Origin of the sequence: Mesorhizobium sp. M1295 (assembly GCF_040318135.1) — a bacterium.
Lineage (GTDB): Bacteria > Pseudomonadota > Alphaproteobacteria > Rhizobiales > Rhizobiaceae > Mesorhizobium.
The window spans coordinates 206,474-230,707 of record NZ_JAMYLU010000005.1 but is presented as its reverse complement, the minus strand read 5'-3'; the positions used below and the strand labels follow the sequence as shown (position 1 = coordinate 230,707).

General features: G+C 63.4%; 23 protein-coding genes and 1 pseudogene. 16 read left to right on the top strand and 8 right to left on the bottom strand.

Features of this window, described 5'->3' with window-relative positions; all coding sequences use genetic code 11:
• The first annotated feature begins 11 nt into the window (after positions 1-11).
• The 3 genes from NKH29_RS10475 (at position 12) to msrA (ending at position 1,916) form a co-directional block, all read left to right on the top strand.
• Positions 12-722 carry a DUF1223 domain-containing protein gene (locus tag NKH29_RS10475; protein ID WP_352999525.1) on the top strand — a complete coding sequence of 237 codons (711 nt, stop codon included), beginning with the start codon at positions 12-14 and terminating at the stop codon, positions 720-722.
• 79 nt (positions 723-801) lie between these two features.
• Positions 802-1,110 (top strand): hypothetical protein, encoded by a 309-nt coding sequence (locus tag NKH29_RS10470; protein ID WP_352640359.1) that lies wholly within the window; start codon positions 802-804, stop codon positions 1,108-1,110.
• A 77-nt stretch (positions 1,111-1,187) separates the two neighbouring features.
• Complete coding sequence (gene msrA, locus NKH29_RS10465; protein ID WP_352481388.1) at positions 1,188-1,916, top strand: peptide-methionine (S)-S-oxide reductase MsrA; 729 nt, start codon at positions 1,188-1,190, stop codon at positions 1,914-1,916.
• Positions 1,917-2,143: 227 nt separating this feature from the next.
• Here msrA and NKH29_RS10460 read toward each other — a convergent pair whose 3' ends face one another.
• From NKH29_RS10460 to NKH29_RS10450, 3 genes are all read right to left on the bottom strand, one after another.
• Positions 2,144-4,678: a mechanosensitive ion channel family protein gene (locus NKH29_RS10460; protein ID WP_352999524.1), complete on the bottom strand. Its 2,535-nt coding sequence runs from the start codon at positions 4,676-4,678 to the stop codon at positions 2,144-2,146.
• 101 nt (positions 4,679-4,779) lie between these two features.
• The gene (locus NKH29_RS10455; RefSeq protein ID WP_352481386.1) at positions 4,780-5,784 is read right to left on the bottom strand and encodes a cytochrome d ubiquinol oxidase subunit II; all 1,005 of its coding nucleotides are present in this window, start codon (positions 5,782-5,784) and stop codon (positions 4,780-4,782) included.
• Positions 5,781-7,154, bottom strand: coding sequence for a cytochrome ubiquinol oxidase subunit I (locus NKH29_RS10450; protein ID WP_352895372.1), 1,374 nt, complete (start codon positions 7,152-7,154; stop codon positions 5,781-5,783). The genes NKH29_RS10455 and NKH29_RS10450 overlap by 4 nt, the downstream gene beginning before the upstream one ends.
• A 263-nt stretch (positions 7,155-7,417) precedes the next feature.
• Here NKH29_RS10450 and NKH29_RS10445 point away from each other — a divergent pair, with 263 nt between their 5' ends.
• From NKH29_RS10445 to NKH29_RS10430, 4 genes are all read left to right on the top strand, one after another.
• Complete coding sequence (locus NKH29_RS10445; protein WP_023718883.1) at positions 7,418-8,344, top strand: ABC transporter ATP-binding protein; 927 nt, start codon at positions 7,418-7,420, stop codon at positions 8,342-8,344.
• 14 nt (positions 8,345-8,358) lie between these two features.
• The gene (locus NKH29_RS10440) at positions 8,359-9,120 is read left to right on the top strand and encodes an ABC transporter permease (RefSeq protein WP_023718882.1); all 762 of its coding nucleotides are present in this window, start codon (positions 8,359-8,361) and stop codon (positions 9,118-9,120) included.
• 137 nt (positions 9,121-9,257) lie between these two features.
• On the top strand, positions 9,258-9,749 hold the full coding sequence (locus NKH29_RS10435) for a MarR family winged helix-turn-helix transcriptional regulator (protein ID WP_352815867.1): 492 nt from the start codon (positions 9,258-9,260) through the stop codon (positions 9,747-9,749).
• Entirely contained in the window at positions 9,746-10,426 is a 681-nt protein-coding gene (locus NKH29_RS10430; RefSeq protein ID WP_352592336.1) for a GNAT family N-acetyltransferase, read from the top strand. The genes NKH29_RS10435 and NKH29_RS10430 overlap by 4 nt, the downstream gene beginning before the upstream one ends.
• 101 nt (positions 10,427-10,527) lie before the next feature.
• Here the strand turns inward: NKH29_RS10430 and NKH29_RS10425 are convergent, their stop codons facing one another.
• Positions 10,528-12,519 (bottom strand): PhoX family protein, encoded by a 1,992-nt coding sequence (locus NKH29_RS10425; protein ID WP_352481384.1) that lies wholly within the window; start codon positions 12,517-12,519, stop codon positions 10,528-10,530.
• Between the two features lie 203 nt (positions 12,520-12,722).
• Between NKH29_RS10425 and NKH29_RS10420 the strand changes: the two genes are divergently transcribed.
• The 4 genes and pseudogenes from NKH29_RS10420 to NKH29_RS10405 all read left to right on the top strand — a co-directional run bounded on the left by NKH29_RS10420 (position 12,723) and on the right by NKH29_RS10405 (position 16,258).
• Positions 12,723-13,061 carry a hypothetical protein gene (locus tag NKH29_RS10420; protein WP_023718878.1) on the top strand — a complete coding sequence of 113 codons (339 nt, stop codon included), beginning with the start codon at positions 12,723-12,725 and terminating at the stop codon, positions 13,059-13,061.
• 14 nt (positions 13,062-13,075) lie between these two features.
• Positions 13,076-13,777: a phosphatase PAP2 family protein gene (locus tag NKH29_RS10415; RefSeq protein WP_352481383.1), complete on the top strand. Its 702-nt coding sequence runs from the start codon at positions 13,076-13,078 to the stop codon at positions 13,775-13,777.
• Positions 13,778-14,095: 318 nt separating this feature from the next.
• Entirely contained in the window at positions 14,096-14,365 is a 270-nt protein-coding gene (locus NKH29_RS10410; RefSeq protein ID WP_023718875.1) for a helix-turn-helix domain-containing protein, read from the top strand.
• Between the two features lie 181 nt (positions 14,366-14,546).
• Positions 14,547-16,258: pseudogene (locus NKH29_RS10405) on the top strand (SulP family inorganic anion transporter).
• Positions 16,259-16,271: 13 nt separating this feature from the next.
• Here the strand turns inward: NKH29_RS10405 and NKH29_RS10400 are convergent.
• Positions 16,272-17,132, bottom strand: coding sequence for an SMP-30/gluconolactonase/LRE family protein (locus NKH29_RS10400; RefSeq protein ID WP_023718873.1), 861 nt, complete (start codon positions 17,130-17,132; stop codon positions 16,272-16,274).
• 115 nt (positions 17,133-17,247) lie between these two features.
• On the opposite strand from NKH29_RS10400, the gene NKH29_RS10395 reads away from it, so the two are divergent.
• The gene (locus tag NKH29_RS10395) at positions 17,248-18,051 is read left to right on the top strand and encodes a helix-turn-helix domain-containing protein (protein WP_023718872.1); all 804 of its coding nucleotides are present in this window, start codon (positions 17,248-17,250) and stop codon (positions 18,049-18,051) included.
• Between the two features lie 911 nt (positions 18,052-18,962).
• Positions 18,963-19,181, top strand: a complete 219-nt coding sequence (locus tag NKH29_RS10390; protein WP_352999550.1) for a DUF6647 family protein — start codon at positions 18,963-18,965, stop codon at positions 19,179-19,181.
• Positions 19,182-19,291: 110 nt separating this feature from the next.
• Here NKH29_RS10390 and NKH29_RS10385 read toward each other — a convergent pair whose 3' ends face one another.
• Genes NKH29_RS10385 through NKH29_RS10375 form a run of 3 tightly spaced genes read right to left on the bottom strand, consistent with a single transcriptional unit; the run spans position 19,292 to position 21,554 of the window.
• Entirely contained in the window at positions 19,292-20,098 is an 807-nt protein-coding gene (locus NKH29_RS10385) for a C40 family peptidase (RefSeq protein WP_352999522.1), read from the bottom strand.
• A 41-nt stretch (positions 20,099-20,139) separates the two neighbouring features.
• Positions 20,140-21,084: a CHAD domain-containing protein gene (locus tag NKH29_RS10380; RefSeq protein WP_352999521.1), complete on the bottom strand. Its 945-nt coding sequence runs from the start codon at positions 21,082-21,084 to the stop codon at positions 20,140-20,142.
• Complete coding sequence (locus NKH29_RS10375; RefSeq protein WP_023718867.1) at positions 21,081-21,554, bottom strand: CYTH domain-containing protein; 474 nt, start codon at positions 21,552-21,554, stop codon at positions 21,081-21,083. The genes NKH29_RS10380 and NKH29_RS10375 overlap by 4 nt, the downstream gene beginning before the upstream one ends.
• Before the next feature lie 88 nt (positions 21,555-21,642).
• Here NKH29_RS10375 and NKH29_RS10370 point away from each other — a divergent pair, with 88 nt between their 5' ends.
• From NKH29_RS10370 to NKH29_RS10360, 3 genes are read left to right on the top strand one after another with little or no spacing between them, the layout of a single operon-like run.
• On the top strand, positions 21,643-22,359 hold the full coding sequence (locus NKH29_RS10370; protein WP_502911234.1) for a CerR family C-terminal domain-containing protein: 717 nt from the start codon (positions 21,643-21,645) through the stop codon (positions 22,357-22,359).
• Positions 22,356-23,309, top strand: coding sequence for an HlyD family secretion protein (locus tag NKH29_RS10365; protein ID WP_352999519.1), 954 nt, complete (start codon positions 22,356-22,358; stop codon positions 23,307-23,309). The genes NKH29_RS10370 and NKH29_RS10365 overlap by 4 nt, the downstream gene beginning before the upstream one ends.
• Positions 23,306-24,226, top strand: a complete 921-nt coding sequence (locus NKH29_RS10360; protein ID WP_023718864.1) for an ABC transporter ATP-binding protein — start codon at positions 23,306-23,308, stop codon at positions 24,224-24,226. Before NKH29_RS10365 ends, NKH29_RS10360 begins: the two co-directional genes overlap by 4 nt.
• Positions 24,227-24,234 lie beyond the last annotated feature (8 nt).

Genomic DNA, 24,234 nt, shown 5'->3' with positions numbered 1-24,234 from the left:
TGAGGACAGCGATGACCGGATCGAAACGCAGCACGGCCCTTGTCGGGCTTTCCCTGGCACTGTTTTCGGCAATCGGGTTTTCGGCAACCAGCGCGGCTGCCGGCCAGACGCTGACCGTCGTCGAGCTGTTCACCAGCCAGGGCTGCTCGTCCTGCCCGCCGGCCAACGCCAATCTGATCAAGGTCAAGGACCGGCCCGGCGTGCTGGCGCTGTCCTTCAACGTCACCTACTGGGATTATCTCGGTTGGAAGGACACATTCGGCAAAGAAGAATTCACGCAGCGCCAGGTCCGCTATGAACCGGCGCTCGGCCGTTCCGGCCCGTTCACGCCGCAAGTGGTGGTCAACGGCAAGGCCGATGCGGTCGGCGCCAGGCCGGGCGAGATCGAGCAGCTGATTTCGAGCGGCGGCCACGCCGATGGACCTTCGCTGTCGCTCGCCGGTGGAAAGGTCAGCATCGGCGCCGGTCCGGTGCCCGGCGGCAAGGCCGATGTCTGGCTGGTGCGTTACGGCAAGGGCGTCATCGAGGTGCCGGTGGCGCGCGGCGAAAACACCGGCCGCACGCTGCCGCACGCCAATGTCGTGCATTCGCTGACCAGGCTGGGCAGTTGGACCGGCGACGCCACCGCGCTGCCGCTGCCGGCGACGACGGGCGGCCTCAGCACCGCGGTGCTGGTCCAGGTGCCGGGCGGCGGGCCGATCCTCGGTGCCGCTGCGAATTAGAACCCGTTCCGAAATTTGCGCAATGCCGCAGCGGCGCCGCCGCATGCGATCAACCCTGCCATAACCCAAGGAGACCACCATGACCAATCACCTGACCCTGGCGGCACTCGCCCTCGCACTTTGCTCGACGGCGCTGTTCGCCGGAGGCGCGGCGCGGGCCGAAGATGCGATGAAGCCGGCGAACGCCATGGCGACAAACGCCATGAAGCCGGCAACCGATGCCATGAAGCCGGCCGGCGCCATGGCGCCTGATGCAATGGCCACAACTGCGATGAAGGCGGGCGATCCGATGAGGGCCGACTGCATGGACAAGGCCGCCGCCGAGACGGACGCCATGAAGAAGGCAGAGGCGACCAAGGCCTGCGATGCCATGGCTCCGGCCAAATAGGCGATGCGCACAGCAATGTGAGAGCCCGGCGGATCTATCCGTCGTATAATCCACACCAGCATCATGGGAGATCAGACATGACCGGAGCCCTGAAACGATCGTCGATTTTCGCAAAAACAGCACTTGCCGCGCTCATTCTCACGGCCGCCGCTGCCGTGTTCTGGCAGACGCCGGCAGTCTCGGCCGAAGACGCGGTGGTGATCCCGCCGCCGGCAATGGACGAGAAGGCCACCGCCGGGACCGAAAAGGCGGTCTTCGCCGGCGGCTGCTTCTGGGGCGTCCAAGGCGTGTTCCAGCACGTCAACGGCGTAACCAGCGCGGTCTCCGGCTATGCCGGCGGCGACAAGGACACGGCCGTCTATGAAATGGTCGGTACCAGCCGGACGGGCCACGCCGAATCCGTCGAGATCACCTATCAGCCGTCCAAAGTCACCTATGGCCAGCTGCTGCAAGTGTATTTCTCGGTCGCGCACAATCCGACGCAACTGAACTACCAGGGGCCGGACAGCGGCACCCAGTACCGCTCGACGATTTTTGCCGAAAACGACACGCAGAAAAAGATCGCCGAAAGCTACATCGCCCAGCTCGACAGGGCCAAGGTGTTTGCAAAGCCGATCGTGACGACGCTGGAGACCGGCAAGACCTTCTATCCGGCCGAGGACTATCACCAGGACTTCCTGACGCTCAACCCGACCTATCCCTATATCGTCTACAATGATCTGCCCAAGGTCGAGAATCTGAAGCGGCTGTTCCCCAATCTCTACAGCGAAAAGCCGGTGCTGGTGCTGGCCGCCAACAAGAGCTGATTTTTTGCGCCGGCGGGCGCGACGGAGAATAAGCGTCGGCGATCCTTCGCACCCCCCTCTGTCCTGCCGGACATCTCCCCCGCAAGGGGGAGATCGGCTATCACCTCGACCTTCGCCAAATCTCCAACGTTCAGGACGAGCGGAGCGCTGAAACTGCTAATCTCCCCCCTTGCGGGGGAGATGGCCGGCAGGCCAGAGGGGGGTGCTGTCCCGCCAACGTCTCGAAACTACCTCCCCTTTTTCCAGGGCAGGCTCCAACGCACTTTCTCCAGTGTCGCCTTTGCCTCGGCCGAGTCCGGGTCGGGCTCTGTCTCACGATAATGCGCCGAGCCCCGAGGCGGGTAGGCAAGCGTGTTGTTGAGGGCAAATTTGTCGATCTGGCTGAACTCGGGGAAAGGCAGGTTTTCCGCCTCGCGCCAATCGCTGACCCTTTTCTCCGCGGCGATGCGTTTTTCGTCGTCGACCGCAAGATCGGTGGCTCTGTATTCCAGTGACGAAGGGAAGGCGAACTGCGCGCCGGCATCATCCATGATGTTGATCATGGACAACAGGATGTCCTCGCGGATGGCTTGGAATTCGGCCACGTCGGCGGTTTTGACGTAGGTGAACACGTCGATGTCGAGCGAATAGGCGCCGAAGCCGGCAAAGCGCACGCGGCATGGCTCGTCGATGACGCGCGGATGGGCGATCAGCAGCTTGCGCAGCTCGGCCAGGACGTAACGCAGCTGATCGGGCGTCGTCTCGTAGCGCAGCTGCAGCGTCGTCGCGAACCGGGTGCGGTCGCGATGCGCGTAGTTCTCGATCTGCATGCCGGCGAAATCCGAGTTCGGCACCGAGATGATGGTGCGGTCGAGCGACCGGATGCGCGTCGAGCGCATGCCGATATGCTCGATCGTGCCGGACTGCTCGCCGAACTTGCAGAAGTCGCCGACACTGACCGGCCGGTCGGCATAGAGCGTCAGGCCGGAGAGGAAGTTTTGCAGCGTCGGCTGCGCCGCCAGCGCCACCGCCAGACCACCGATGCCGAGACCGGCAATGACGCCTTCGTAAGGGATGGCGAGCACTTCGGCCAACAGCAGGAAGGCGACGACCAGCACGGCGACGCGCGCGACGCCGGTGGACAGCGAAATTAGCGTGTCGTGATAGCCGGGCACCTGCCACAGTCCGCGATAGTGTTCGGCGACCTTGCCGATCAGGTGCCAGACCACCGGCACGGCACCGATCACGATCAGGCTCCAGGCGATTGCCTTGACCGGGGCGGCGACCACTTGCGGCAGACCGAGCGGGCGCAGCGTCAACAGCAGGAAGAACCCAAGCACGATCGAACGCACCGCCCATTCGACGATGCGGAAGAAGGCCGAGCTGTCCGTCCTTCGCACAATCAAGGAAATCAGCGCATTGGCGATGAAGCCGAAAACGATGCCGGCCACTGCGGCAAGGCCGAGCATCCACCACTGCCAGTGCTCCATCGGTCCGGCGCGGGTGAGCAGGCCGGGGCTGATCTCGCGGGCGAGGCCACGGGCGATGAAGAACGGGTCGGTGCTGGCGAAGGCAGCGAACTCCGGCGCCACCGGCACGTCTTCCACGTCGGCGTAGAGCGCGCGGATGTGGGCGAGCGTCTCGGGCGTGAACTGCCAGATCTTGCCCTTCTCGGTCTCGACCGGGCCGATGACGATGTTGCCGGCGGGATGCTCGAAATAGATGAAGGGGGTGTTGCTCTTCGGGTCGTCGGGGATCTCCTGCCAGTAGACATAGCCGATGCGGTCGATGACCTTTTTGAGATAGCGCTCGAGCAGGAACGCCTCGTCGCCGCGCACCGCCTGACTGTAGTTGCGCAGGTCGAGCGCCGCCTGTGCCGGATCGCCGGCCTCGGTGAGGCCGCTCAACAGTACCTTGAACGTATCGCGTGGCGAGGCGAGCCTGCTCGGATCGTCCACCATGTCGACGGCTTCGCCACGCGCTTCCTGGAATTCGGCGAGCTTGGCCTGAAGCTGGCCAAGTGGCGGCCCGACGATAGACCACTCGCCATTCTTGCGGCGAAAGGTGAGATCGAAGGAAACCCTGGTGCCATATTGCGGGAGCGTCGCCGTCACCTCGTCGCCGGCAATCGTATCATGCGGCAGGCTCCACAGGCGGAACGTCGCGTTGTCGATGACGGTGAACAGGAGCTTGGTGTAATCGGGCATGTTGAGGCCGCCGCGGTCGGCCTCGGTGACGTCGACGAGGCCCGCTGCCAGACCGGCAAGACCCATGCCGCCGCCGGTCGCGCGCGGCACGTTGTCGGCGCCGCTCTCGTTCATCGTCTGCAGGAACGAGCGCATGGTGCTCATCGGGCTCGACTGGTCGACACGGACGTCCTCGACGGCGCTGACGCGCACGCCTGTCCACCATTCGGCGGTGGCGGCATCGAAACGGCCCATGAAGCTTTCGCCGTCAGGCGACTGGACGAAGGTGAAGGCGCCCTGGCGGTCGCCTTCGAACCAGTGGCCGACAAGCTTGTCGCCTTCGGCCTTCGCCTCGATACGGCCGCTGTAAAGCGGGTAGACGCCCTTTACGTCGGCGCCGGTCTGCTCGAACTTGATCTGGGCGCCGCCGCCGCGCCATTTCGTGTCCCACACGCCGGTCCAGCTGGCCGCGTCCTGCGCATGCGCCTGCGGCATGGCCGGCAGCAGGCCTGCAAGCGCGAGTGCGCCGACCAGCGCGACCGTCCGGATCAGCATCAGCAACAGCCGATCCTGTCTCGCCGCAAAAAAGGGGGTCATTCTGTTGCCCTTCTTCTGCCGGCGATTCTGCTGGGCCGGCCAGAGAAGGTTATTCCGCTTGAAGATGAATATTCTGTTTCGGCCGGCGCCGGCGAAGCCGGTCAGTCATAGGTCAGATCCGTCGCCTTGCCGCCGAACACGCGGTAGGCAAAGAACGAATAGAAGATGATGATCGGCAGCACGACGACTGTCCCGACCAGGATGACGGCCAGGCTTTCGGGTGCCGAAGCAGCCTGCCAGATGGTCAGCCGGTCGGGCACGACGAAGGGGTAGAACGACCAGGCGAGCCCGGCAAAGCCAAGCGTGAAGATCGCGGCCAATGTCAGGAACGGGAGCAGCGCGTGGCGATCGTCGGGCTTCGGCAGATGAAAGGTCTGGCGCCACAGCCACAGGAACAGCACTGCCGACAGGATCGGCAACGGCGACAAATAGAGCATGGCCGGCCAGACGAACCATTTGTCGAAGATGCGCGCGCTGGCAAAGGGCGTGGCCAGTGATACTGCAACCATGCCGAGCGCGGTCAGCACCAGTGCCGTGCGCAGCCACAGCACCGCTTTCTTCTGCAAGTCGCCTTCCGTCTTGTAGATGACCCAGGCCGCGCCCATCGCCGCGTAGGCGGCGGCAAGGCAGAGCGCCACCAGCGCCCCGAAAGCCATGCCGCCAGGGCCGACGTCGAGGCCGAGCACATAGACGCCGAGCATATAGCCCTGCGCCAGCGACGCGATGACCGAACCGAGGAAGAAGATGCGGTTCCAGCGGTGCTTCCTGCCGGCCGGCACTTTGGCGCGGAAATCGAAGGCGACGCCGCGCAGGATCAAGCCGACCAGCAGCACGAAAACCGGAATGTAGAGCGCGGTCAGGATGGTGCCGTGCGCCAATGGGAAGGCGACCAGCAGCAGGCCGACCGCCAGCACCAGCCAGGTCTCGTTGGCGTCCCAGAACGGGCCGATGGCGGCGATCATCGTATCCTGTTCGGTGTCTTCGGCTGCGGCGAACAGGATGCCGATGCCGAGATCGAAGCCGTCGAGGATGACGTAGATCAGGATGGCTAGGCCCATCAGGCCGGCGAAGATCAGAGGCAACAGGGTCGGCCAGTCGAAGCTCATGATGTTTCTCCCGGTTGCGCAACCGGCTGCGACAGCGGCCTGTTCATGACGCCCGGCAGCGGCGAGGTGTCACCATCCTTCGCCGCCTTCAATGCCAGATGCACCAACACGCCGAGATAGGCGATCAGCAGCAGCACGTAGAGGATGAGATAGACCGCGAGCGACAGCGCGACATGGCTGCCGGCGACCGGGCCGACAGCATCGGCGGTACGCAGCACGCCGGTGACCAGCCAGGGCTGGCGGCCGATCTCGGTGGTGTACCAGCCGGCCAGCGTCGCCAGCCAGCCGGACAGCGCCATCGGCACCATGACCAGCGCCAGCGGCTTAGGCAGGCTGTGGCAGCGCTTGAGGAAGAAGGCCGCCGACCAGGAGACGGCGAGCATCAACAGGCCGGTGCCGACCATGATGCGAAAGCCCCAGAACACCGGAAACACCGGAGGATGGTTGCCGGCATAATCGTTCAGCCCCGGTACGATGCCGCCGGCGCTGTGCCTGAGGATGAGGCTGGCGCCGTCGGGAATGGTGAGCTCGAACCTGTTCTCCTTGGCCGCTTCGTCGGGAAGCGCAAACAGCACCAGCGGCACGTTGGGACCGGTGTTCCAGTTGGCCTCCATGGCGGCGATCTTCTGCGGCTGATGTTCAAGCGTGTTGAGGCCGTGCTGGTCGCCGGCAAAGATCTGGATCGGGATCAGGATCGCGGCGGCGAAGACACCGGTGCGCAGCGCCTTCCACATCGATTCCGAGCGATCGCCGTAGAGATAGCGCAGCGCCGACAGGCCAGCGATCAGGAACGAGACGGTCAGCCCCGAAGCAAGCAGCATATGAACGAGCCGGTAGGGCATGGACGGATTGAAGACAACGGCCCACCAGTCGGTGGCGTGCGCAACACCATCGCGAATTTCGAAGCCGGCCGGCGTCTGCATCCACGAATTGAGGGCGATGATCCAGAAGGCGGACAGAGTGGTGCCGCCGGCTACCAGCACCGTCGCCAGCGTGTGGACGCGGTTTGAGACGCGGCGGAAGCCGAACAGCATGATGCCGAGGAACGCCGCCTCGAGGAAAAAGGCCGTCAGGATCTCGTAAGCCAGCAGCGGGCCGGCGATGTTGCCGACCGTCTCCATATAGCCCGGCCAGTTGGTGCCGAACTGAAAACTCATGGTGACGCCGGAAACCACGCCCATGGCGAAGGACAGCGCGAATACCTTAACCCAGGTGAAATAAGCGCGCATCCAGGCGGAGTCGCCTGTCGCGTTGTAGCGGAGCTTGAAGAACAGCAGCACCCAGCCGAGCGCGATGGTGATCGCCGGGAACAGGATGTGGAACGAGATGTTCGCGCCGAACTGTATGCGCGACAGGATGAGCGGGTCCATGGCGGCTCCAGCTGCTGCTTGTTTGTACAAGGATAGGCTTCATGCGCCGGGCGGTCAAAGCGGCGTCCCGCCGCGAGGCGGAACGCCGCAGTGCCGGTTAATCTGCTTTTGCGTGGAATTTTGCTGGACGACCAGGCGGGTGTTGCCTATTCCGGCGAACCTCGATGTCCAGAACTGTCAGGAGCGCCATTGACATCCGGATTTGCGCACCGACATTCAGCGGATTAAATCAACAACTCTGTTTCAAGCAGCCGTTTTCAGCCATGCAGCCGATCATCTCGATTTCCGGGGTCACGAAGACCTACGCCACCGGCTTCAAGGCGTTGAAGGAGATCAATCTCGATATCGTGCGCGGCGAGATATTTGCGCTGCTGGGGCCGAACGGCGCCGGCAAGACGACGCTGATCTCGATCGTCTGCGGCATCGTCAACCGCTCGTCGGGCACCGTCACGGTCGACGGCCATGACATCAACCGCGACTACCGCGCTGCGCGCGGCCTGATCGGGCTGGTGCCGCAGGAACTGACCATCGATGCCTTCGAGAGCGTGTGGGCGACGGTCAATTACAGCCGCGGCCTGTTCGGCAAGCCGGCGGACAAGGCGTTCGTCGAAAAAGTGCTGCGCGACCTGTCGCTCTGGGACAAGAAGGACGCCAAAGCGATCACGCTGTCCGGCGGCATGAAACGCCGGCTGATGATCGCCAAGGCGTTGTCGCACGAGCCGCGAATCCTGTTCCTCGACGAACCGACCGCCGGCGTCGATGTCGAGCTGCGCCAGGACATGTGGGCGATGGTGCGCCGGCTGCGCGAAGACGGCGTCACCATCATCCTGACCACGCACTACATCGAAGAAGCCGAGGCGATGGCCGATCGCGTCGGCGTCATCAACCGCGGCGAGATCGTGCTGGTCGAGGACAAGGCCGAGCTGATGCGCAAGCTTGGCCGCAAACGGCTTGTGCTGGAACTGCGCAGCCCGTTGGCCACCGTTCCCGATGCTTTTTCGCACTACGCGCTGGAGCTTTCGCCCGATGGCGGGCAGCTGACCTATACCTATGACAACCAGAGCGAACGGCCGGGCGTCGCCTCGCTGATCCGCGAGCTCGAGGCGGCCGGCATCCAGTTCCGCGACATCGATACGGAAAACAGCTCGCTCGAGGAGATCTTCGTCAATCTGGTGAGGAAACAGGCATGAACCCGCGCGCGGCCATGAACCTTCATGCGGTATGGGCGATTTATCGGGTGGAGATGGCGCGCGCCCTTCGCACTGTGCTGCAGAGCATCGTTTCGCCGGTCATTTCGACGTCGCTCTATTTCGTCGTCTTCGGCTCGGCCATCGGCTCGCGCATCACCGAGATCGACGGCATCAGCTACGGCGCCTTCATCGTGCCGGGGCTGATCATGCTGTCGCTGCTGACGCAGTCGATCTCCAACGCCTCCTTCGCCATCTACTTTCCGAAATTCGTCGGCTCGATCTACGAATTGCTGTCGGCGCCGGTGTCCTATCTGGAGATCGTCATCGCCTATGTCGGAGGTGCGGCGACAAAGTCGATCGTGCTTGGCCTGATCATTTTGGCGACGGCCTCGCTGTTCGTGCCGCTGACGATCGAGCATCCGTTCTGGATGCTCGCTTTCCTGGTGCTGACGGCCGTGACCTTCAGCCTGTTCGGCTTCATCATCGGCATCTGGGCAAGAAGCTTCGAGCAGCTGCAGCTGGTGCCGCTGCTGATCATCACACCGCTGACCTTCCTCGGCGGCAGCTTCTATTCGATCAACATGCTGCCCGGCATCTGGCGCACGGTGACGCTGTTCAACCCGGTGGTCTACCTGGTTAGCGGCTTCCGCTGGAGCTTCTACGGCAAATCCGACGTTTCGGTCGGCGTCAGCCTCGGCATGACGGTGGTCTTCCTGCTTGTCTGCATAGCGATCGTCGCCTGGATCTTCAGAACCGGCTACCGGCTGCGCAACTGATCGATTGGCCTTGCCAGGCAAAGCAGCCTTATCGATCAACGGAAACAGCACTGAGTGCAGCCCCTGCGACGATAGCCCCTTGACCTTCATGTTTGGTTATATATCATGTTATGATTTATCGCGAGGCGGATTAGCCTATGGAAGACGTCGTACGATCGCTTGGCTTCCTGTGCCTGGGCAGCAGGATGAAGCGTATAGGCGAGCAACTGCAAGCGGAGGCGCAGCGCCTTCTCGACCGGCTGGATGTTCCGGTTCAGGCGAGCCAGTACCCACTGCTGGCCGCGCTCGACAGGCTCGGCCCCCTGCCTGTCGGGGAACTGGCGCAATCCCTTGGCATCGCGCAGCCAGGCGTAACGCGAAGCGTCTCGCTTCTCGCCGAGTTGGGATTGCTCGAGGTCAGTCCGTCGATCGATGACCAGCGGCGCAGGATCGTCTCCCTCACCAGGGACGGCCGGCGGCTGGTCGATGTCGCAAAGCGCGAGGTCTGGTCGCGCATCGAGAACGCCGTCGCGGATCTGTGCGCGGATCTTTCGGGGCCGCTTCTCGATCAGTTGGCCGCCATCGAGGACGGCCTCGCCGCGGCTCCTCTCGACCGTCGTGCACCAAAACCGAGAGATGCCGTGCAATGAAACACCTGCTTGACCGCCCGATCTGGAGCGCGCTTCAGACGCGACATCAGGCCTTCGCGCAAGGTGGAAACCTCGCCAGGCGATATCGGCCGTTGATTGTTCCTTTCGCCGCCACTGGCGCGGACGACGCGGAAAGCCTGCGGGCGCTTGAAAAGCTTGTCTCCCCAGGCGAGAGTGTGATCCTGCTTCAAGCGGACGCCATTGCTCTGCCCACGGGGCTTTCCGCGACGTCGACCGCAGCCGGGGTTCAGATGATTGCCGAGCAGCCGTTGCAGATCGTCTCCGACCAGCGCGTGCAACGTCTGACGCGAGACGACGCCGCTGAGATGCTGGCTCTGGCGTTGGTCACCAAGCCTGGCCCATTCACGCTCGAAGCCTTGAGCCTGGGCGATTTTTGGGGTGTGAAAATCGAGGGCAGACTTGCGGCGATGGCCGGCGAGCGCATGAAGCAACCTGGCTATACCGAACTCAGCGGGGTGTGCTCACATCCGGAATTTCGCGGCGGTGGCCTGGGCAAGCTGTTGTCAATATTCGTGGCAAACCGGATAGTGGCACGCGGCGAAGTTCCCTATCTCCACGCCTATGCCAGCAACGCCACGGCCATTAGATTGTACGAGTCCATTGGCTTCAGGTTGCGAAATACAATGAATGTGGCCGTGGTTCAGCGCACCGAATGATAGTCGGCGCATGATGCGTAGCATGGATGCATCCCGTATCGGAAAGGAAGGATTTCGTATCGCCGAAATCCTTCCTTGAGACTGCAAGACCTTGCTGCGTGTCAGACCGCGATCTTGCCACCACCTTGCCTGGTGATGGCAACGACCGCCGGCCGCACCGGCATGTCCGGCTTGAAGTCGGGCCAGCGGGTCGACAAATCCTCATAGTAGGACGGACGGCCGAAAGCCTCCCAGTCCTCGCCACCGTCGCCTGGATGCTGGACGGCAACGAAAGCGGTCTGGTCGTCCGGCGCAAACAGGGGACCACACATTTCGGCGCCGATCGGCACGCGGAAGAACAGTTTTGAGGTCGCCCGCGCCGGCCCTTCCGTATCGACCGCCCACAGACCGTCGGTGCGGCCAGTGGCCTTCGGACCCTGACCGTCGGTGGCGACCCAGAGGCGGCCGGTCGAATCAACCGCGCAATTGTCCGGCATGCCGAACCAGCCATTGGCCGTGGTTGCGGTCGAGAAGGTGGCGCCGACTGCCGCAACCGAGGGATCACCGCATTTCAAGAGCACCTCCCACTTGCCCTTGGTGGCGGCAAAATCGCCACCGTCCTCGACGATCTCGATGATGTGGCCAAAGGCATTTTCGGCACGCGGGTTGGCGGCGTCGACCTGATCGGCCTTGCGCTTCGAATTGTTGGTCAGCATGACATAGACCTTGCCGTTGGCGGCATTGGGCTGGATGTCTTCAGGGCGGTCCATCTTGGTGGCGCCGAGCAGGTCGGCGGCGCGGCGCGTCTCGATCAGCACGTCGGCCTGGCTGGCAAAGCCGTTCTCCGCCGTCAGCGGCCCTTGGCCGAAGACGATCGGCAGCCATTCGACCGAACCGTCGTCGGCAAACTTGGCGACATGCAAGGTGCCGTCGTCGAGCAAATCCATATTGGCGGCGCGGTCGTCCGGATTGAACTTGCCTGTGGTGACGAACTTATAGACATAGTCGAAGCGCTCGTCGTCGCCGAGGTAGAAGACGACACGGCCATCCTTGGCGACGATCGATTCGGCGCCCTCATGCTTGAAGCGGCCCATTGCGGTGCGCTTCTTCGGCACCGAAGTCGGATCCTGGACGTCGACCTCGACGATCCAGCCAAAGCGGTTCGGCTCGTTCGGCTCTTTGCCGATGTCGAAACGGTCGTAATGCGCTGCCCATTCATAAGCACCTTCGGGAATGCCGAGCCGCTTGTAATTGGCCGCTTCCTTGTGGCCTTGCGGCAGCTCGCCCGAGAAATAGCCGTGGATGTTCTCCTCGGCCATGACATAGGTGCCCCACGGCGTGACGCCGCCGGCACAATTGTTGACGGTGCCGACAACTTTCGTGCCGGTCGGGTCGGCGCTGGTCTTGACGCGGTCGTGGCCGGCGACGGGGCCGGACAGCGCGATCTCGGTGTTGGAGGTGATGCGGCGGTTGAGCTTGCCGTCGCGAACGACCTGCCATTTGCCGGCTTCCTTGCGGATCTCGACAATGGTGCCGCCATGCGCGGCCATCTCGACGTCGACTTGTTCCTTGCTGAGAGGCGCCTGCTTGGCTTTGCCATCGACGATGGTGACGAGGCCCGGAAACATCAGGTGCGGATTGGTGTATTCGTGGTTGACCACCAGCAGGCCGTGCTCGGCCGAGCCGTCGATCGGGATATAACCGACATAGTCATTGTTGTAGCCGAATTGTCTGGCCTGGGCTTCCGCCGACTGTTTTGTCGGATCGAATTCCGGCGAATCGGCGAACAGCGGATCGCCCCAGCGCAGCAGCACGTCGGCGTCATAACCGGGTGCAACGTGATGCTTGTCGTCGATGCCGGCCTCGAGCTCGTCGAAAGCGAAGGCGGAGCCTTCGGCGGCGCGGGCGTTGTCGGCGGTGATCAGCGCCAGCGGGCTGACGGTAGCGGCTATGGCCGAGACGGCAAGCGAGCCCTTGAGGAAGCCGCGGCGCGAGAACCGCGCGGCGATGATCTCACCCATGGTGCGGTTGTCGCTGGGATTGGCTCCTGGCCCATCGTTTTCCTCGAGCAGGCTGGTGCGGAAATGGGCGTCAGGGGTGCGATGTTCGGTCATAGGGGCCTGCCTCTGGCTGGATAGATTGCTGGAGCGTGTTGCCTGGCCAATCCGGTATCGCCGGCAGGTCACAGTTTGATGACATGCCGGCTAATTGCCATCTGCGATTTCGTGCCCAACATCAGCCCCGCTTGACCGCGACCGGCGCTTCGGAAACAAGAGCTGCGGCAGGCGCGCAAGGACCGCATCGGGAGGAGCAAAAAGTGAGTTTCTGGGGACTTGGGCAGCTCTGCATTTCGACAGTGATCTTCCTGCTTGCGGCGACGGCGGCGAAGCAATGGGGACTGGCGCCGAGCTTTGGCAAGATCGTGCTGACGTTGGCGCTCTATTCGCTCGGCAATCTGATCATGCTGAGGCTGATCCGTGAATTCGGCATGTCGGTGTCGTTCAGCCTGTCAGCGGTGATCCAGCTGGTGTCGGTGAATGTGGTGGCGCTGGTCTTCTTCGGCGAGCGCGTCAATGCCTTGCAGGCGACCGGCATCGTGCTTGCCATCGCAGCTGTGGCGCTGATCACGCTCGGACCCTATCTGCAAAGGCTGTAACTGCGATCGGGCCGATGAAGAAGACCGCAAGCAGACTGCGCAACTGGCTGGAGTTTCCGGTTCTGCTGGCCGGGCTGATCATTGCCGGCGGGCTGTGGGGGTTCGAGGAGCTAATGGAGATGGCGCGGGCCACTACGCCGCATGCCTTCGATACCGAAATCCTGCTTGCCTTCCGCAAGGCCGGCCAACCCGACAATCCGATCGGACCGGCGTGGCTGGAAGGAGCGATGCGCGACATCACCAGCCTCGGCAGCGCCAGCGTGTTGATGCTGATCACGGCAGCAATGATCGTCTATCTGCTCCTCATCCGCAGGCCAGGCGCGGCGCTTCTCATGTTCATCGCGGTAGCGGGCGGCCAGGTCCTGTCAAGCGTGCTCAAGTTCGATATAGATCGGCCGCGCCCCGATCTGGTCTCGCATCTCGCCGACGTGGCATCACTTTCGTTTCCGAGCGGCCACGCCATGCTGTCGGCGGTGACATATTTGACGCTGGGCAGCATGGCGGCGCGGTTTTTGCCCGGGCGGACAACGAAGATCTATGTGCTCGGTCTGGCGGTGCTGACGACGGTGGTGGTCGGCATCAGCCGCATCTATCTCGGCGTCCACTGGCCCTCCGACGTATTGGCCGGCTGGTGCGCCGGCTTTGCCTGGGCGATGCTGTGCTGGCTTGCGGCCCGGTTCCTGCAGCGATGGCTCGGGCGGGCCGGCGGCACCTGACTCATGTCAGTCGATTTGCGGTCAAATCAGCCTGTTGATCAGGCCATGACCGCAGCCTGCCAGCAGGAAAACCATCGACAGCAAGGCTGTCGAGGTCGCCAACGCATTGAATATCTTCACCTGCTCATCCTTTTTGAGTCGTTGCCTGTGAAATCGGGATCGCAATGGATGTCCCGCCAAACGATGCCGAAATTGTAGCATGCTAGCGCATCGGCTGGCAAAGAGTGCTGCATGTTTCACATATGCAAGATGATGCTTGAACCATCATAATGAAGGTATTACACGTGATATCGCAGACTCAGACGGGGGTTATGGCCGATGATCACTGCCGCGCAGATGCGTGCCGCGAGGGCGCTGGCCGGCATCGATCAGAAGACGCTCGCCGAGCGCGCCGGGGTTTCGCTTCCAACCATTCAGCGCATGGAAGCGAGCGACGGCGTGGTCCGGGGCGTGGTCGATACGCTGATGAAGGTCATCCAGGCCCTTGAAGAGGCCGGGGTCGAGCTGATCGGCGACAACCAGGCGAGCGAGCGTGGCGGCAGGGGCGTTCGCCTCAAGCCTGTCACGCCGCAGAACCCGCAAGGCTGACGGTACTGCCGCATCGCCGAAAATCGAAATCGATTTTCGGATAGTCCAATGCGCGGTTCAAAAGTGTTGGAGCGTACCTGTGCGTCGATTTGGACGCACGCCGCTCCAAGTCGCGACGGCGACCGCCGACAGTCCTGCCGACGATCCCGCCGCCTCCTTGGTTTCATGGGGAAGGCACTCGATGGATCAGACCCGGCGGGCAGTGCATCAACCGGCACGGCCGACATTTTCCGAACTGTTCACGCCGAAGCTGGTGACGGTGCTGCGCGAGGGCTATACGCTCGCGCACTTCAAGGCGGATGCCATCGCCGGGCTGACTGTCGCCATCGTGGCGCTGCCGCTGTCGATGGCAATTGCCATTGCTTCAGGCGTGACGCCGGAGCGCGGGCTCTACACCTCGATCATTGGCGGCTTCCTGGTCTCGGCGCTTGGCGGCAGCCGTTTCCAGATCGGCGGCCCGGCCGGCGCCTTCATTGTGCTGGTGGCTGCGACGGTGGCGCGAGTTGGCGTCGACGGCTTGCTGCTGGCGACGATGATGGCCGGCCTGTTCCTGCTTGCCATCGGCTATCTCGGGCTTGGCACCTACATCAAGTTCATCCCGTATCCGGTGACCGTCGGCTCACCGCCGGCATCGCCGTCATCATCTTCTCCGGCCAGATCGTCGAACTCTTCGGGCTGAAGCTCGCCGGCAAGGAACCGGGGCCGCTGGTGCCCAAGCTGATGGCCATCGGCGAGGCGGCCGGAACGATCAACCTCGCCGCAACCGCGGTGGCGGCACTGACCATCATCACCATTGCGCTGTTGAAGCGGTTTCGGCCGAAGTGGCCGGCCATGCTGATTGCCATCGGGCTGGCATCACTCGTCGTGGCATTGCTCGCCATGCCGGCCGAAACGATCGGCACGCGCTTCGGCGGCATCCCGCGCAGCCTGCAATGGCCGGCCTTCCCGCCGCTCAGCCTCGACAGGATAATCGACGTGCTGCCGGACGCCATCGCCTTTGCGCTGCTCGGGGCGATCGAATCGCTGCTGTCGGCCGTCGTCGCTGACGGCATGACCGGAAGGCGGCATCGCTCCAATTGCGAGTTGGTGGCGCAGGGCTTCGCCAATATCGCCTCCGCCTTGTTCGGCGGTATCTGCACCACCGGCACCATTGCCCGCACCGCGACCAATGTACGGGCCGGCGCGCATGGACCGGTCTCAGGCATGATGCACTCGGCCATCCTGCTTGCCCTGATGCTGGTGGCGGCACCGCTGGCCAGCTATATCCCGCTTGCAGCACTTGCCGGCGTGCTGGCGGTGGTGTGCTGGAACATGTTCGAGAAACAGGCCTTCGCCACCTTGCTGCGCGCCTCGCGCGGCGATGCGCTGGTACTGATGGCGACGTTCCTGATCGTCATCTTCCGCGACCTGACTGAAGGCATCGTCGTCGGTTTTGCGCTGGGCTCAATCCTGTTCATCGACCGCATGGCCAAGAGCATCGCGGTGGAGGCGGACCATCAATCCTTGGTGCAGGAAGACGTCGCCGACCGCGCCAGCGCTTATGATTCCAGCGAGGCGAGCGATGCCGATACTGTCGTCTACCGGATATCGGGCGCCTTCTTCTTCGGCGCCGCCTCGACCGTCGGCACGGTGCTGGACCGCATCGCCGACCAGCGCAGGAACTTCATCCTCGATTGTTCGGCGGTGCCGTTCTTCGATTCGACGGCGGCCAATGTCATCGAGGGCGCGGCCCACAAGGCCAGCCGCGCCGGCGTTCGCTTCATTATATTAGGCGCTTCACCGCAGATACGCCGCATGCTGATCAACCACGGCGTCAAGCGGCCGCTGGTGACTTATGCCGCCTCGATCACGGATGCGCGGGCGCAGCTGAAGAAAGCCGCGCCCGCCGCCTGAGCCGATGGCTGGCTTAGTCGAGGCCTAATGCCGCGATCTCGCCGTCGTTCATCAGCGGCACGAAGATTGTCGACTTGCCGTCGGTGCCGATGTCGGCGCTGCCCGGCTTGAACGTCGCAACCGCTTGCGGCGTGCCGCCGGCTTTGTAGCTGTAGAGCGTGCCGGTCATATACGCGGTGGCGTAAACGCTGCCGCCGATGGCGACGACGCCATCGAGGTTAGCGAACTTTTCTGCGCCGGGCAGTGACGCAATTGCCTTGGTGGCGAGGTCGACCGAGAGCAGGCCGCCCGGCTCCGCGGTGCTGAAATCGGGCTTGATGCCCTTGCCCCAGGAAGCGACGATCAGCCGGCCGCCATCGGCGAAGATGCCATTCGGCGAAGCAAGCGCCGCATCCCTGACGAACAGTTCGGGCCGGTCGCCGTCGATGCGATAGATCGTATCGGCAAGCATATCTGTGACGTAGACCTTGCCGGACGCGTCGGCGGTCACGTCGTTGAGGAAGACCGCGTTCGGCAAGTCGATCGTCGATGTTAGCTTGCCGCTTGCGAGATCGACGACGCGCACATGGGTGAGGTCGGCGACGTAGAGTTTGCCGTCGGCAATCGCCATGCCCTTGGGCGCGTCCATGCCGTCGGTCCAATGTTGCGTAACCATCTTGCCGTCCACAGACAGGACCGACAGGTATCCATTGCCGTCGGCGTCGCCGGGATTGCCAACGATATTGGAGATGATGATGCGTTTGCCGGCGGCATCGAACAGCGCCGATTCCGGTTGCTCAAGCCCGGTAGCGCGCCAGAGTTCGGCCGCCTGAACTGCCGGCGCGGCGGCGATGCCGACCAGAGCGAGAAGTATCGAGGTGAAGAGGCTCTTCATGGCTAGTCTCCTGTAATGGAATGGGGGAGAGCTAGGCTTTTCGATACTTTTCGGGAAGATGTATCGGGACTAGTACCGAAGGCTGATACCAAATCGCGTAAAAGAGGTGCATCCCATGAACGGCCCGATCTTCGAAGCGCTGAAGCGGACGCTTAAGGCCAAGGGCGTGACCTACCGTGTCCTTGCCGAGCGGATGGGCGTTTCCGAGCCGACGGTGAAGCGCATCTTCCATGAGCGCAACTGCAAGCTCGACCGGCTGATCGAGATCTGCGATGCCGCCGGCGTGGAGTTGGAGAACGTGCTCGGCTCGATGAACAGGGGACCGGGACCTGCCAACCGGATCGCGCCGGAGATCGAGCGCAGGCTCGCCGGGCGGCCGGCACTGCTGTTCGTATTCGTCATGCTTTCCGAGAAATTCACGCCAGAAGGCATCATGCGCTCACAAGGGTTGAGCGAGGCTTCGATGTTCCTCTATCTGCGCGACCTCGAGGAACTCGGCCTAGTCGCGCTTGGTGGCGGCCTGTCGGCAAGGCTGCTGGTCGAGGCGCCGATCCAGTGGAATTTCGACGGGCCATTGCGGCCGCTGTTCGAGATGACCAACAAGAATTTCATCGGCTGGGCCATCACCCATCTTGAGCGCGAGGCGACATTCGTCAGCTTCTCCAGGCGGATGCGGCCGGAAACGGCGGAAATGGTCAGGCGCGAGGCGGAGGAATTGGCGGAGCGCGCCAAATTGCTTGCTCATCACGACCAGCACACGACGCCCGAAGACGGGCTGGTCGGCTACAAATGGACGTTTGCGTTCGGCGCAACGCCGTTCCCGGTGATCATGCCGATCGGGCCACATCCGCGCGACGCAGGCGCGCGGACGGACAATCGAGTTGCGGCCGCCGCAAACGGACGACGTCTGCCGGCCTAGGTCAAATCACGGAACGACTGAGGTCGGATTCTTGGGTTTAGGCTGCTGTCCTCCACAGACGCCTTGTAAGCCGCGAACACTAGGCAAGCGGCGCCTATAAATTGGGTGACCGTGCCGATGTGCATGGACATCGGCTTGCGTAGGGTGAGCCTGTGATTATCCAGGCTGCTTTGCAGTCCGGGGCCGGCGTCAGGAGGTGCGCACGGGACACCGGCCAGTAATTTATGCATCGCTTCGCAGCTTACGGGAGCACGTCGCGAAGCCGTCGCATTCGTTGACCGCAATGCAAACCTGAACGCTCTTTCGTGGCGTTGTTTCTTCATCACGGCGGTGTCTCCCAATTGATGGCGCTGCCGATCAAGGAGGTCGTGACCATGAGCGCGCTCTTAAGGGCATGCTTGCCTTGCGTCCTAAGCGTGATCCTGGCGGCGACACTTGCCGCGTCCGCGGACGAGCCGGAGCTTAGGGGACCCAATGCCGATCCAGGCTCAGGATTGCCGCCGTTGGTCCTGCCTTATATCGAATTGCTCAGCGCACCCGGTGTAGTAGCATCAGCGACGCTTGCCGCGCCCGCGGGCGACTCGGAGCTTATGGGACCCGATCCCGCCCGGCCCGGCATCCAATTGCCCGGCGCACCTGGTGCTCTTGCTCCCATGAAGATGTCTGACCGGTCGCAGCCGGCCGCGCCAATGGCAATAGCGGTATGGCTTTCGTCTGAACTCGGCCTTCCGTCGATCGAAGAGCCCCCGGCGGTAAGCTTCGTACCTGCGCGCAGGTTTGCGGTTTCGCGACGTGGCGGCGGATCGCTGGAACAGCAGCCCCAATTTTGCCAGTCCGGACAATGTTGGCAAGCAGCCCACTGTTATTGCTATCTACGATGACGAAGCACGGACTATCTTCTTGCCGGAGGGCTGGAAGGCGGCACCCCGGCGGAGCTGTCGGTACTTGTGCATGAGTTGGTCCATCACGTCCAAACCGTGGCCGGGCTGAAGTTTGCATGCGCGGAAGAACGCGAGAAGGCGGCCTTTGAGGCGCAAGAGCGGTGGCTTGCCTTGTTCGGCAGCGACCTTCTGAAGGAATTTGAGCTCGATCCTTTCACGCTGTTGGTTCGCACGAACTGCCTGTATTGATGCTGAAGCCGCTTCGGGGGCAGCCAGTCTGACTGAGCTTCTTACCCCAGAGTATCGGCCGCAAAACCGGTTCTCGGAGGGCCCCATGCTCAAACCACAAGATCGAGCGGCTATCCGGCGGTCTCCGGAGCGGCCGCGACCGCGTTGTCATCCCAGACCATCTGCCGGTAGTCGAAGCCGTATTCCAGCGTCGGCTTGACGATGCGGAAATAGGGCGACAGGTCGAAGTCGCGCGGCGTGTAGAGCGAGTGATGGCGGATGTGCAGGATTTCCTTGCGCGAATAGCTCGACTGGGCCGAGGCACGGCCGGGCGCGCGGGTAATCTCGGGTAGGATCGGGTAGCGGATCTGGCCGTAAGCCTCGGCGATCAGCGACGAGCAGATGGCGCGCGTCGGGTCGCCGGAACCGAAAGCCAGCATGCGGCGGCGCCAGCGCACCGGCACCGGCGGCGTCGGCAAGAAGTAGCGCAGCATGTCGAATATGTTCTTGAGATCGTATCTGAGACCCAGGCTGCCGATCATGAAGGCGACGACCGCTTCGCGATCGTCGGGAGCCAGGCCGCTCGCCCGGCAGATGCGGGTGTTGTAGCTGCGGTAGCGCGACAGCGGCACGGCGATGCAGCCATCGCCGAGCGTGACCTCGATCAGGCGCCGCCGTTCCGACCCGTCCTCGGGCTCCGGCAATGCATCGCCGACATAAAAGGCGGCATGCGACCAGGTCGACTGGGTGAGGTATTTGATCGCCGCCGAGATCTTCTGGTTGCCTTCGATGAGCAGGATGTCGCCGGGCTCGAGCGTGCGGCGTAGCGTTTCGGCGTCCGACGGCGTGTAAGGCTCGTAGCCGGACGATTCCTCCTGCAGCCGGCCGGCAAGCCAGCGGCCAAGTCGGTCCAGAAGCGTGTCGCCGGGCTCGGTCATGCCAGACGGCGATTACCACAGGGCGACAAATTAGACCATGATCAGCCCACGCCAGGCGCGCCGGCGTCTTCGTGCGGTACCGCTATGAGACCCTCGCGCACCTTACGGGCGAGCTTCCTCATCGAGCGTTTCGGACTGTCGCCGAAAAGCTCGGCCGCCTCGGCGAGGCAGGTTTTTTTCAGGCCCTTTTCCGAGCGCTTCAGCAGCTTGCCAAGCAACCGCGTCTCCTCAGCGGGGCCAAGCGGCTGGTCCTCGGCATCGAGAAGCGCGCGCATGACGAGCACATCGTGCAGTTCGCCGAGCCGCTCGCCCAGTTCGTCGACGGCCTTGCGCCGCGTCTTGATCGGCGTCGGCCACAGCCTGCCGAGCAGCGACAGATGCATGCCATGCGTCTTGGCCGCCTTGCGCAGATCGTGAAAATCATCGGCCGCGCCGCGCGAAGCGGCCTTGTCCAGCGCTTTCCTGGCGCGGCGCAAAGTGATGCGCGCGCCTTCGGCGAGCACGTCGGCAGCCTGCTCCGGCTGGTCGGGCAAAGCGAGCTTGTCGATGCGGACGACACCTTCCTCGCAAGCGGCAACCGCCGCGCCTATCGCAGCGTCGAGGCCCGCTCCGACATGCAGCTCATGCTGGCGCGCGACGAGCCTGTCGCGGACGGCACCGAGACCGCCGCCGGCACTTTGCTCGGGAAAGCTTGCCGCCAGCCGGTCGATTGTTTCGACCAGCGCAGTCGCCTCACGCGGACCGGCAAGCAGGGCCGCCACCTGGCGGTAGCACTGATTCTCGGTCACGCAGAATGTTTCGTCCCCGGAACGAACTAGGCGCAGTAAAGCGCGGACGTTTTTCAACCGCTTGCGGCACTTGTGCAGCGCCTGTTCGGGCCTGTCATGCGCCGCGTCCAGATGAACGAGCGCCCTGCCGATCTCCTCGGCGAGGATGCGCCTGACCTCGCCGGTCAGCGACATGCGCGGATCGATACGAAAGCTCATGCGACGATCTCCGGAATCCCCCCAAGGGCGAGCGACGCGTTGTAAAATCTCGGCTCGCCGGTGACTTCGCGGCCGAGCCAATCTGGCAGCATTTCGTCCGGTACATCCTCCTGCGTCTCGAGCTCGGCGATCACCAACCCCGCAAGCGTCCCGCCGAAGACATCGACTTCGTAGAGATAGCCGCGGTGTCTAACATGGTGGCGTGTCTTCTCGATGACACGTCCGATGGCAAAGGCCTGCATCTCTTGCGCCTCCGCCAAAGGCACCGGATATTCGAATTCATCGCGCTCGCGGGCCTGGCTGCCGAACTTGAGCGTCAGCTTGGCAGCGGCATCATTGCTGATGCGCACACGCACCGTGCGGGTAGGCTCGGCGACAAGATAGAATTGACGGATATGAATGTCCGCCTTGACCATTCCCCGCCATTCCTCACCTGAGACCAGGAATTTACGCTCGATTTCCTTGCCCATGGCGAGGCACTAAAGCGCGCACGGCCAGAGTTGGCAAGCCGCTTGACCGCAGTTGACTTTAATCATTCGATTGATTAAAGTATAGACCATGATCAAATCGCCCAGTGCCAGCGGCCTTCCTCATGAAGCGCCCAAGACTGCCGCGGATATGACGCGGACGGCCCTCGTGCGCGCGGCGCTGAAGCTGTTCGGACGCCAGGGTTTCGACGGCACGTCGACGCGCCAGATCGCGGCTGAGGCCAAGGCCAATATCGGCTCGATCGCCTATCATTTCGGCGGCAAGGAAGGGCTCCGCAACGCGGCGGCCGACTACATCGTAGACACCATCCAGACCATTGCGGGCCAGGCGATCGGCAATCTGCAAGCGCCGCCCGCGGCATTGGCGGACACCGAGGCCGCGCGGGCACATTTAGCCGTCGCACTGGAGCGGATGGTCGCCTTCATCGCGGCAAGGCCGGAAGCCGGCGAGATTGTACAGTTCGTCCTGCGTGAGCTGTCGCATCCAACCGCCGCGCTCGACCGTATCTATGACGGCGTGTTCGAACCGGCGCATCAGCGGCTCTGCCTGATCTGGGAACAGTCGACGGGCGAGCCGGCCGAGAGCGAGCGCACTAAACTGACCGTATTCACGCTGATTGGCCAGGTCGTCTATTTCCGCATCGGCCGCGAGGCGGTTATGCGCCGGATGGGCTGGCGCGAGATCGGCGATGACGAGGCCGGCAAGATCGCGGCAACAGTAACCGACAATCTCAGCGCGATTTTAGCTCGGCGCGATTTGGCTGTCCGGAAGGATCGTGGATCATGAGCCTGCTCTGTTCTTTGCCGCTTGCCGCCCAGCTTTTCAGCGCCTGCGCGCCGGCAGCACCGCTCGCCGTCGGCTACGTCGAGGGCGATTATGTGCTGCTGGCGCCGATCGAGGTGGCCCAGGTCGAGACGATTGCGGTCAAGCGCGGCGACCGCGTAGCGCCCGGCACGCCGGTGGTGACGCTGGAAAACGCCGACGCCAAGATCGCCATCGCGCAGGCCGAGGCGGCCCTCGCGCAGGCCCAGGCGCAACTTGCCGACCTGCAGGTCGGCAAGCGGCCGGAAGAGATTGCAGTGCTCAGGGCGCAGGTCGACATGGCCAAAGCGCAGGCCGCCGACGCCAAACGCAGATGCAGCCGCGCCAGCGATCTGTTCAAACGCGGCACCGGCACGCAGGCCGATTATGATACGGCTTCCGCGGCGCTGGAGACGGCCAACGCGCAGGTCGGCCAGGCGGAAGCCAATCTCGCTGTCGGCGGCCTGCCGGCACGGCCGGAGACGATCAAGGCCGCCGACAATCAGGTCAGGCAGGCGCAATCGGCGCTGGAGCAAGCGCAATGGCGACTGTCGAAGCGTGTGCTCACGGCGCCCTCGCCCGGCAGGGTCAACGATGTCATCCGCTATCCCGGCGATACAGCCGGGCCGACCGCGCCGGTCATCTCCATACTGCCGGACGGCGCAGTGAAGCTCAGCGTCTATGTGCCGGAAAGCGCGTTCTCCTCGGTCGAGGTCGGCACGCTGCTCAACGTCCATTGCGATGGTTGCGGATCGGGCGTGAAGGCACGCGTCAGCTATGTGTCGCCGGATCCGGAATTCACGCCGCCGGTGATCTACTCGCTCGAGACCCGGCAAAAGCTGGTCTATCTGGTCGAAGCGCGGCCGGAAGGCGACGCCAGCGCATTGCAGCCCGGGCAGATCGTCGACGTCGATCTGGCGGACATCGGAAAATGAACGTCATCGACGTGCACGGCCTGGTCAAACGCTTCGGCGACAAGACTGTCGTCGACCATGTGACGATGACCGTGGCCGAGGGCGAGATCGTCGGCTTCCTCGGGCCGAACGGCTCGGGCAAAACGACGACCATCCGCATCATGTGCGGCTTGCTGACGCCCGATGAGGGTGAAGGCACGGTTCTGGGCTTCAACATCCGCACCGACAGCCTGCGGATCAAGCGCGAAGTCGGCTACATGACGCAGAGATTCTCGTTCTACGAAGACCTCACCATCGGCGAGAATCTCGAATTCGTGGCACGGCTCTACCGGCTGAAGCCGCTCGACGAACATGTGGCCAAGACGCTTGAGGAGCTCGGCCTGACATCCCGCAGAAACCAACTGGCCGGCACCTTGTCCGGCGGCTGGAAGCAGCGGCTGGCGCTGGCCGCCTGCATCATGCACAAGCCGAAACTGCTGCTGCTCGACGAACCGACGGCTGGCGTCGACCCGAAGGCGCGGCGCGAATTCTGGGACGAGATCCACCGGCTGGCGAGCGGCGGGCTGACCGTGCTGGTCTCCACCCATTACATGGACGAGGCCGAGCGCTGCCACCGCATCAGCTACATCTCCTATGGCAAGATGCTGGCCACCGGCACGGTTGAGGACGTGGTGAGGAATGCCGGGCTGACCACCTTCGTCCTGCAAGGGCCGCGGCTCGATCAGGTCGCTGCCGCACTTCATGGCCGCCCAGGCGTCGACCAGGTGGCGCCGTTCGGCGCGACGCTGCATGTAGTCGGCTCCGACAGGACGGCGCTTCAGGCAGCGCTCGCCGACGTCGAGAAAGACCACAAGGGCGTCAGGGTCTCGCCCGGCGAGACCAGCCTGGAGGATGTGTTCATCCAGTTCATGTCCGGTTCGAAGGACAATATGGGATGAAGAACGGG

Excerpts from the sequence above, each read along its gene's own strand:
- NKH29_RS10475 (WP_352999525.1), top strand. The coding sequence starts at position 12 with ATGACCGGATCGAAACGCAGCACGGCCCTTGTCGGGCTTTCCCTGGCA.
- NKH29_RS10470 (WP_352640359.1), top strand. The coding sequence starts at position 802 with ATGACCAATCACCTGACCCTGGCGGCACTCGCCCTCGCACTTTGCTCG.
- msrA (WP_352481388.1), top strand. The coding sequence starts at position 1,188 with ATGACCGGAGCCCTGAAACGATCGTCGATTTTCGCAAAAACAGCACTT.
- NKH29_RS10460 (WP_352999524.1), bottom strand. The coding sequence starts at position 4,678 with ATGACCCCCTTTTTTGCGGCGAGACAGGATCGGCTGTTGCTGATGCTG.
- NKH29_RS10455 (WP_352481386.1), bottom strand. The coding sequence starts at position 5,784 with ATGAGCTTCGACTGGCCGACCCTGTTGCCTCTGATCTTCGCCGGCCTG.
- NKH29_RS10450 (WP_352895372.1), bottom strand. The coding sequence starts at position 7,154 with ATGGACCCGCTCATCCTGTCGCGCATACAGTTCGGCGCGAACATCTCG.
- NKH29_RS10445 (WP_023718883.1), top strand. The coding sequence starts at position 7,418 with ATGCAGCCGATCATCTCGATTTCCGGGGTCACGAAGACCTACGCCACC.
- NKH29_RS10440 (WP_023718882.1), top strand. The coding sequence starts at position 8,359 with ATGAACCTTCATGCGGTATGGGCGATTTATCGGGTGGAGATGGCGCGC.
- NKH29_RS10435 (WP_352815867.1), top strand. The coding sequence starts at position 9,258 with ATGGAAGACGTCGTACGATCGCTTGGCTTCCTGTGCCTGGGCAGCAGG.
- NKH29_RS10430 (WP_352592336.1), top strand. The coding sequence starts at position 9,746 with ATGAAACACCTGCTTGACCGCCCGATCTGGAGCGCGCTTCAGACGCGA.
- NKH29_RS10425 (WP_352481384.1), bottom strand. The coding sequence starts at position 12,519 with ATGACCGAACATCGCACCCCTGACGCCCATTTCCGCACCAGCCTGCTC.
- NKH29_RS10415 (WP_352481383.1), top strand. The coding sequence starts at position 13,076 with ATGAAGAAGACCGCAAGCAGACTGCGCAACTGGCTGGAGTTTCCGGTT.
- NKH29_RS10410 (WP_023718875.1), top strand. The coding sequence starts at position 14,096 with ATGATCACTGCCGCGCAGATGCGTGCCGCGAGGGCGCTGGCCGGCATC.
- NKH29_RS10400 (WP_023718873.1), bottom strand. The coding sequence starts at position 17,132 with ATGAAGAGCCTCTTCACCTCGATACTTCTCGCTCTGGTCGGCATCGCC.
- NKH29_RS10395 (WP_023718872.1), top strand. The coding sequence starts at position 17,248 with ATGAACGGCCCGATCTTCGAAGCGCTGAAGCGGACGCTTAAGGCCAAG.
- NKH29_RS10385 (WP_352999522.1), bottom strand. The coding sequence starts at position 20,098 with ATGACCGAGCCCGGCGACACGCTTCTGGACCGACTTGGCCGCTGGCTT.
- NKH29_RS10380 (WP_352999521.1), bottom strand. The coding sequence starts at position 21,084 with ATGAGCTTTCGTATCGATCCGCGCATGTCGCTGACCGGCGAGGTCAGG.
- NKH29_RS10375 (WP_023718867.1), bottom strand. The coding sequence starts at position 21,554 with ATGGGCAAGGAAATCGAGCGTAAATTCCTGGTCTCAGGTGAGGAATGG.
- NKH29_RS10370 (WP_502911234.1), top strand. The coding sequence starts at position 21,643 with ATGATCAAATCGCCCAGTGCCAGCGGCCTTCCTCATGAAGCGCCCAAG.
- NKH29_RS10365 (WP_352999519.1), top strand. The coding sequence starts at position 22,356 with ATGAGCCTGCTCTGTTCTTTGCCGCTTGCCGCCCAGCTTTTCAGCGCC.
- NKH29_RS10360 (WP_023718864.1), top strand. The coding sequence starts at position 23,306 with ATGAACGTCATCGACGTGCACGGCCTGGTCAAACGCTTCGGCGACAAG.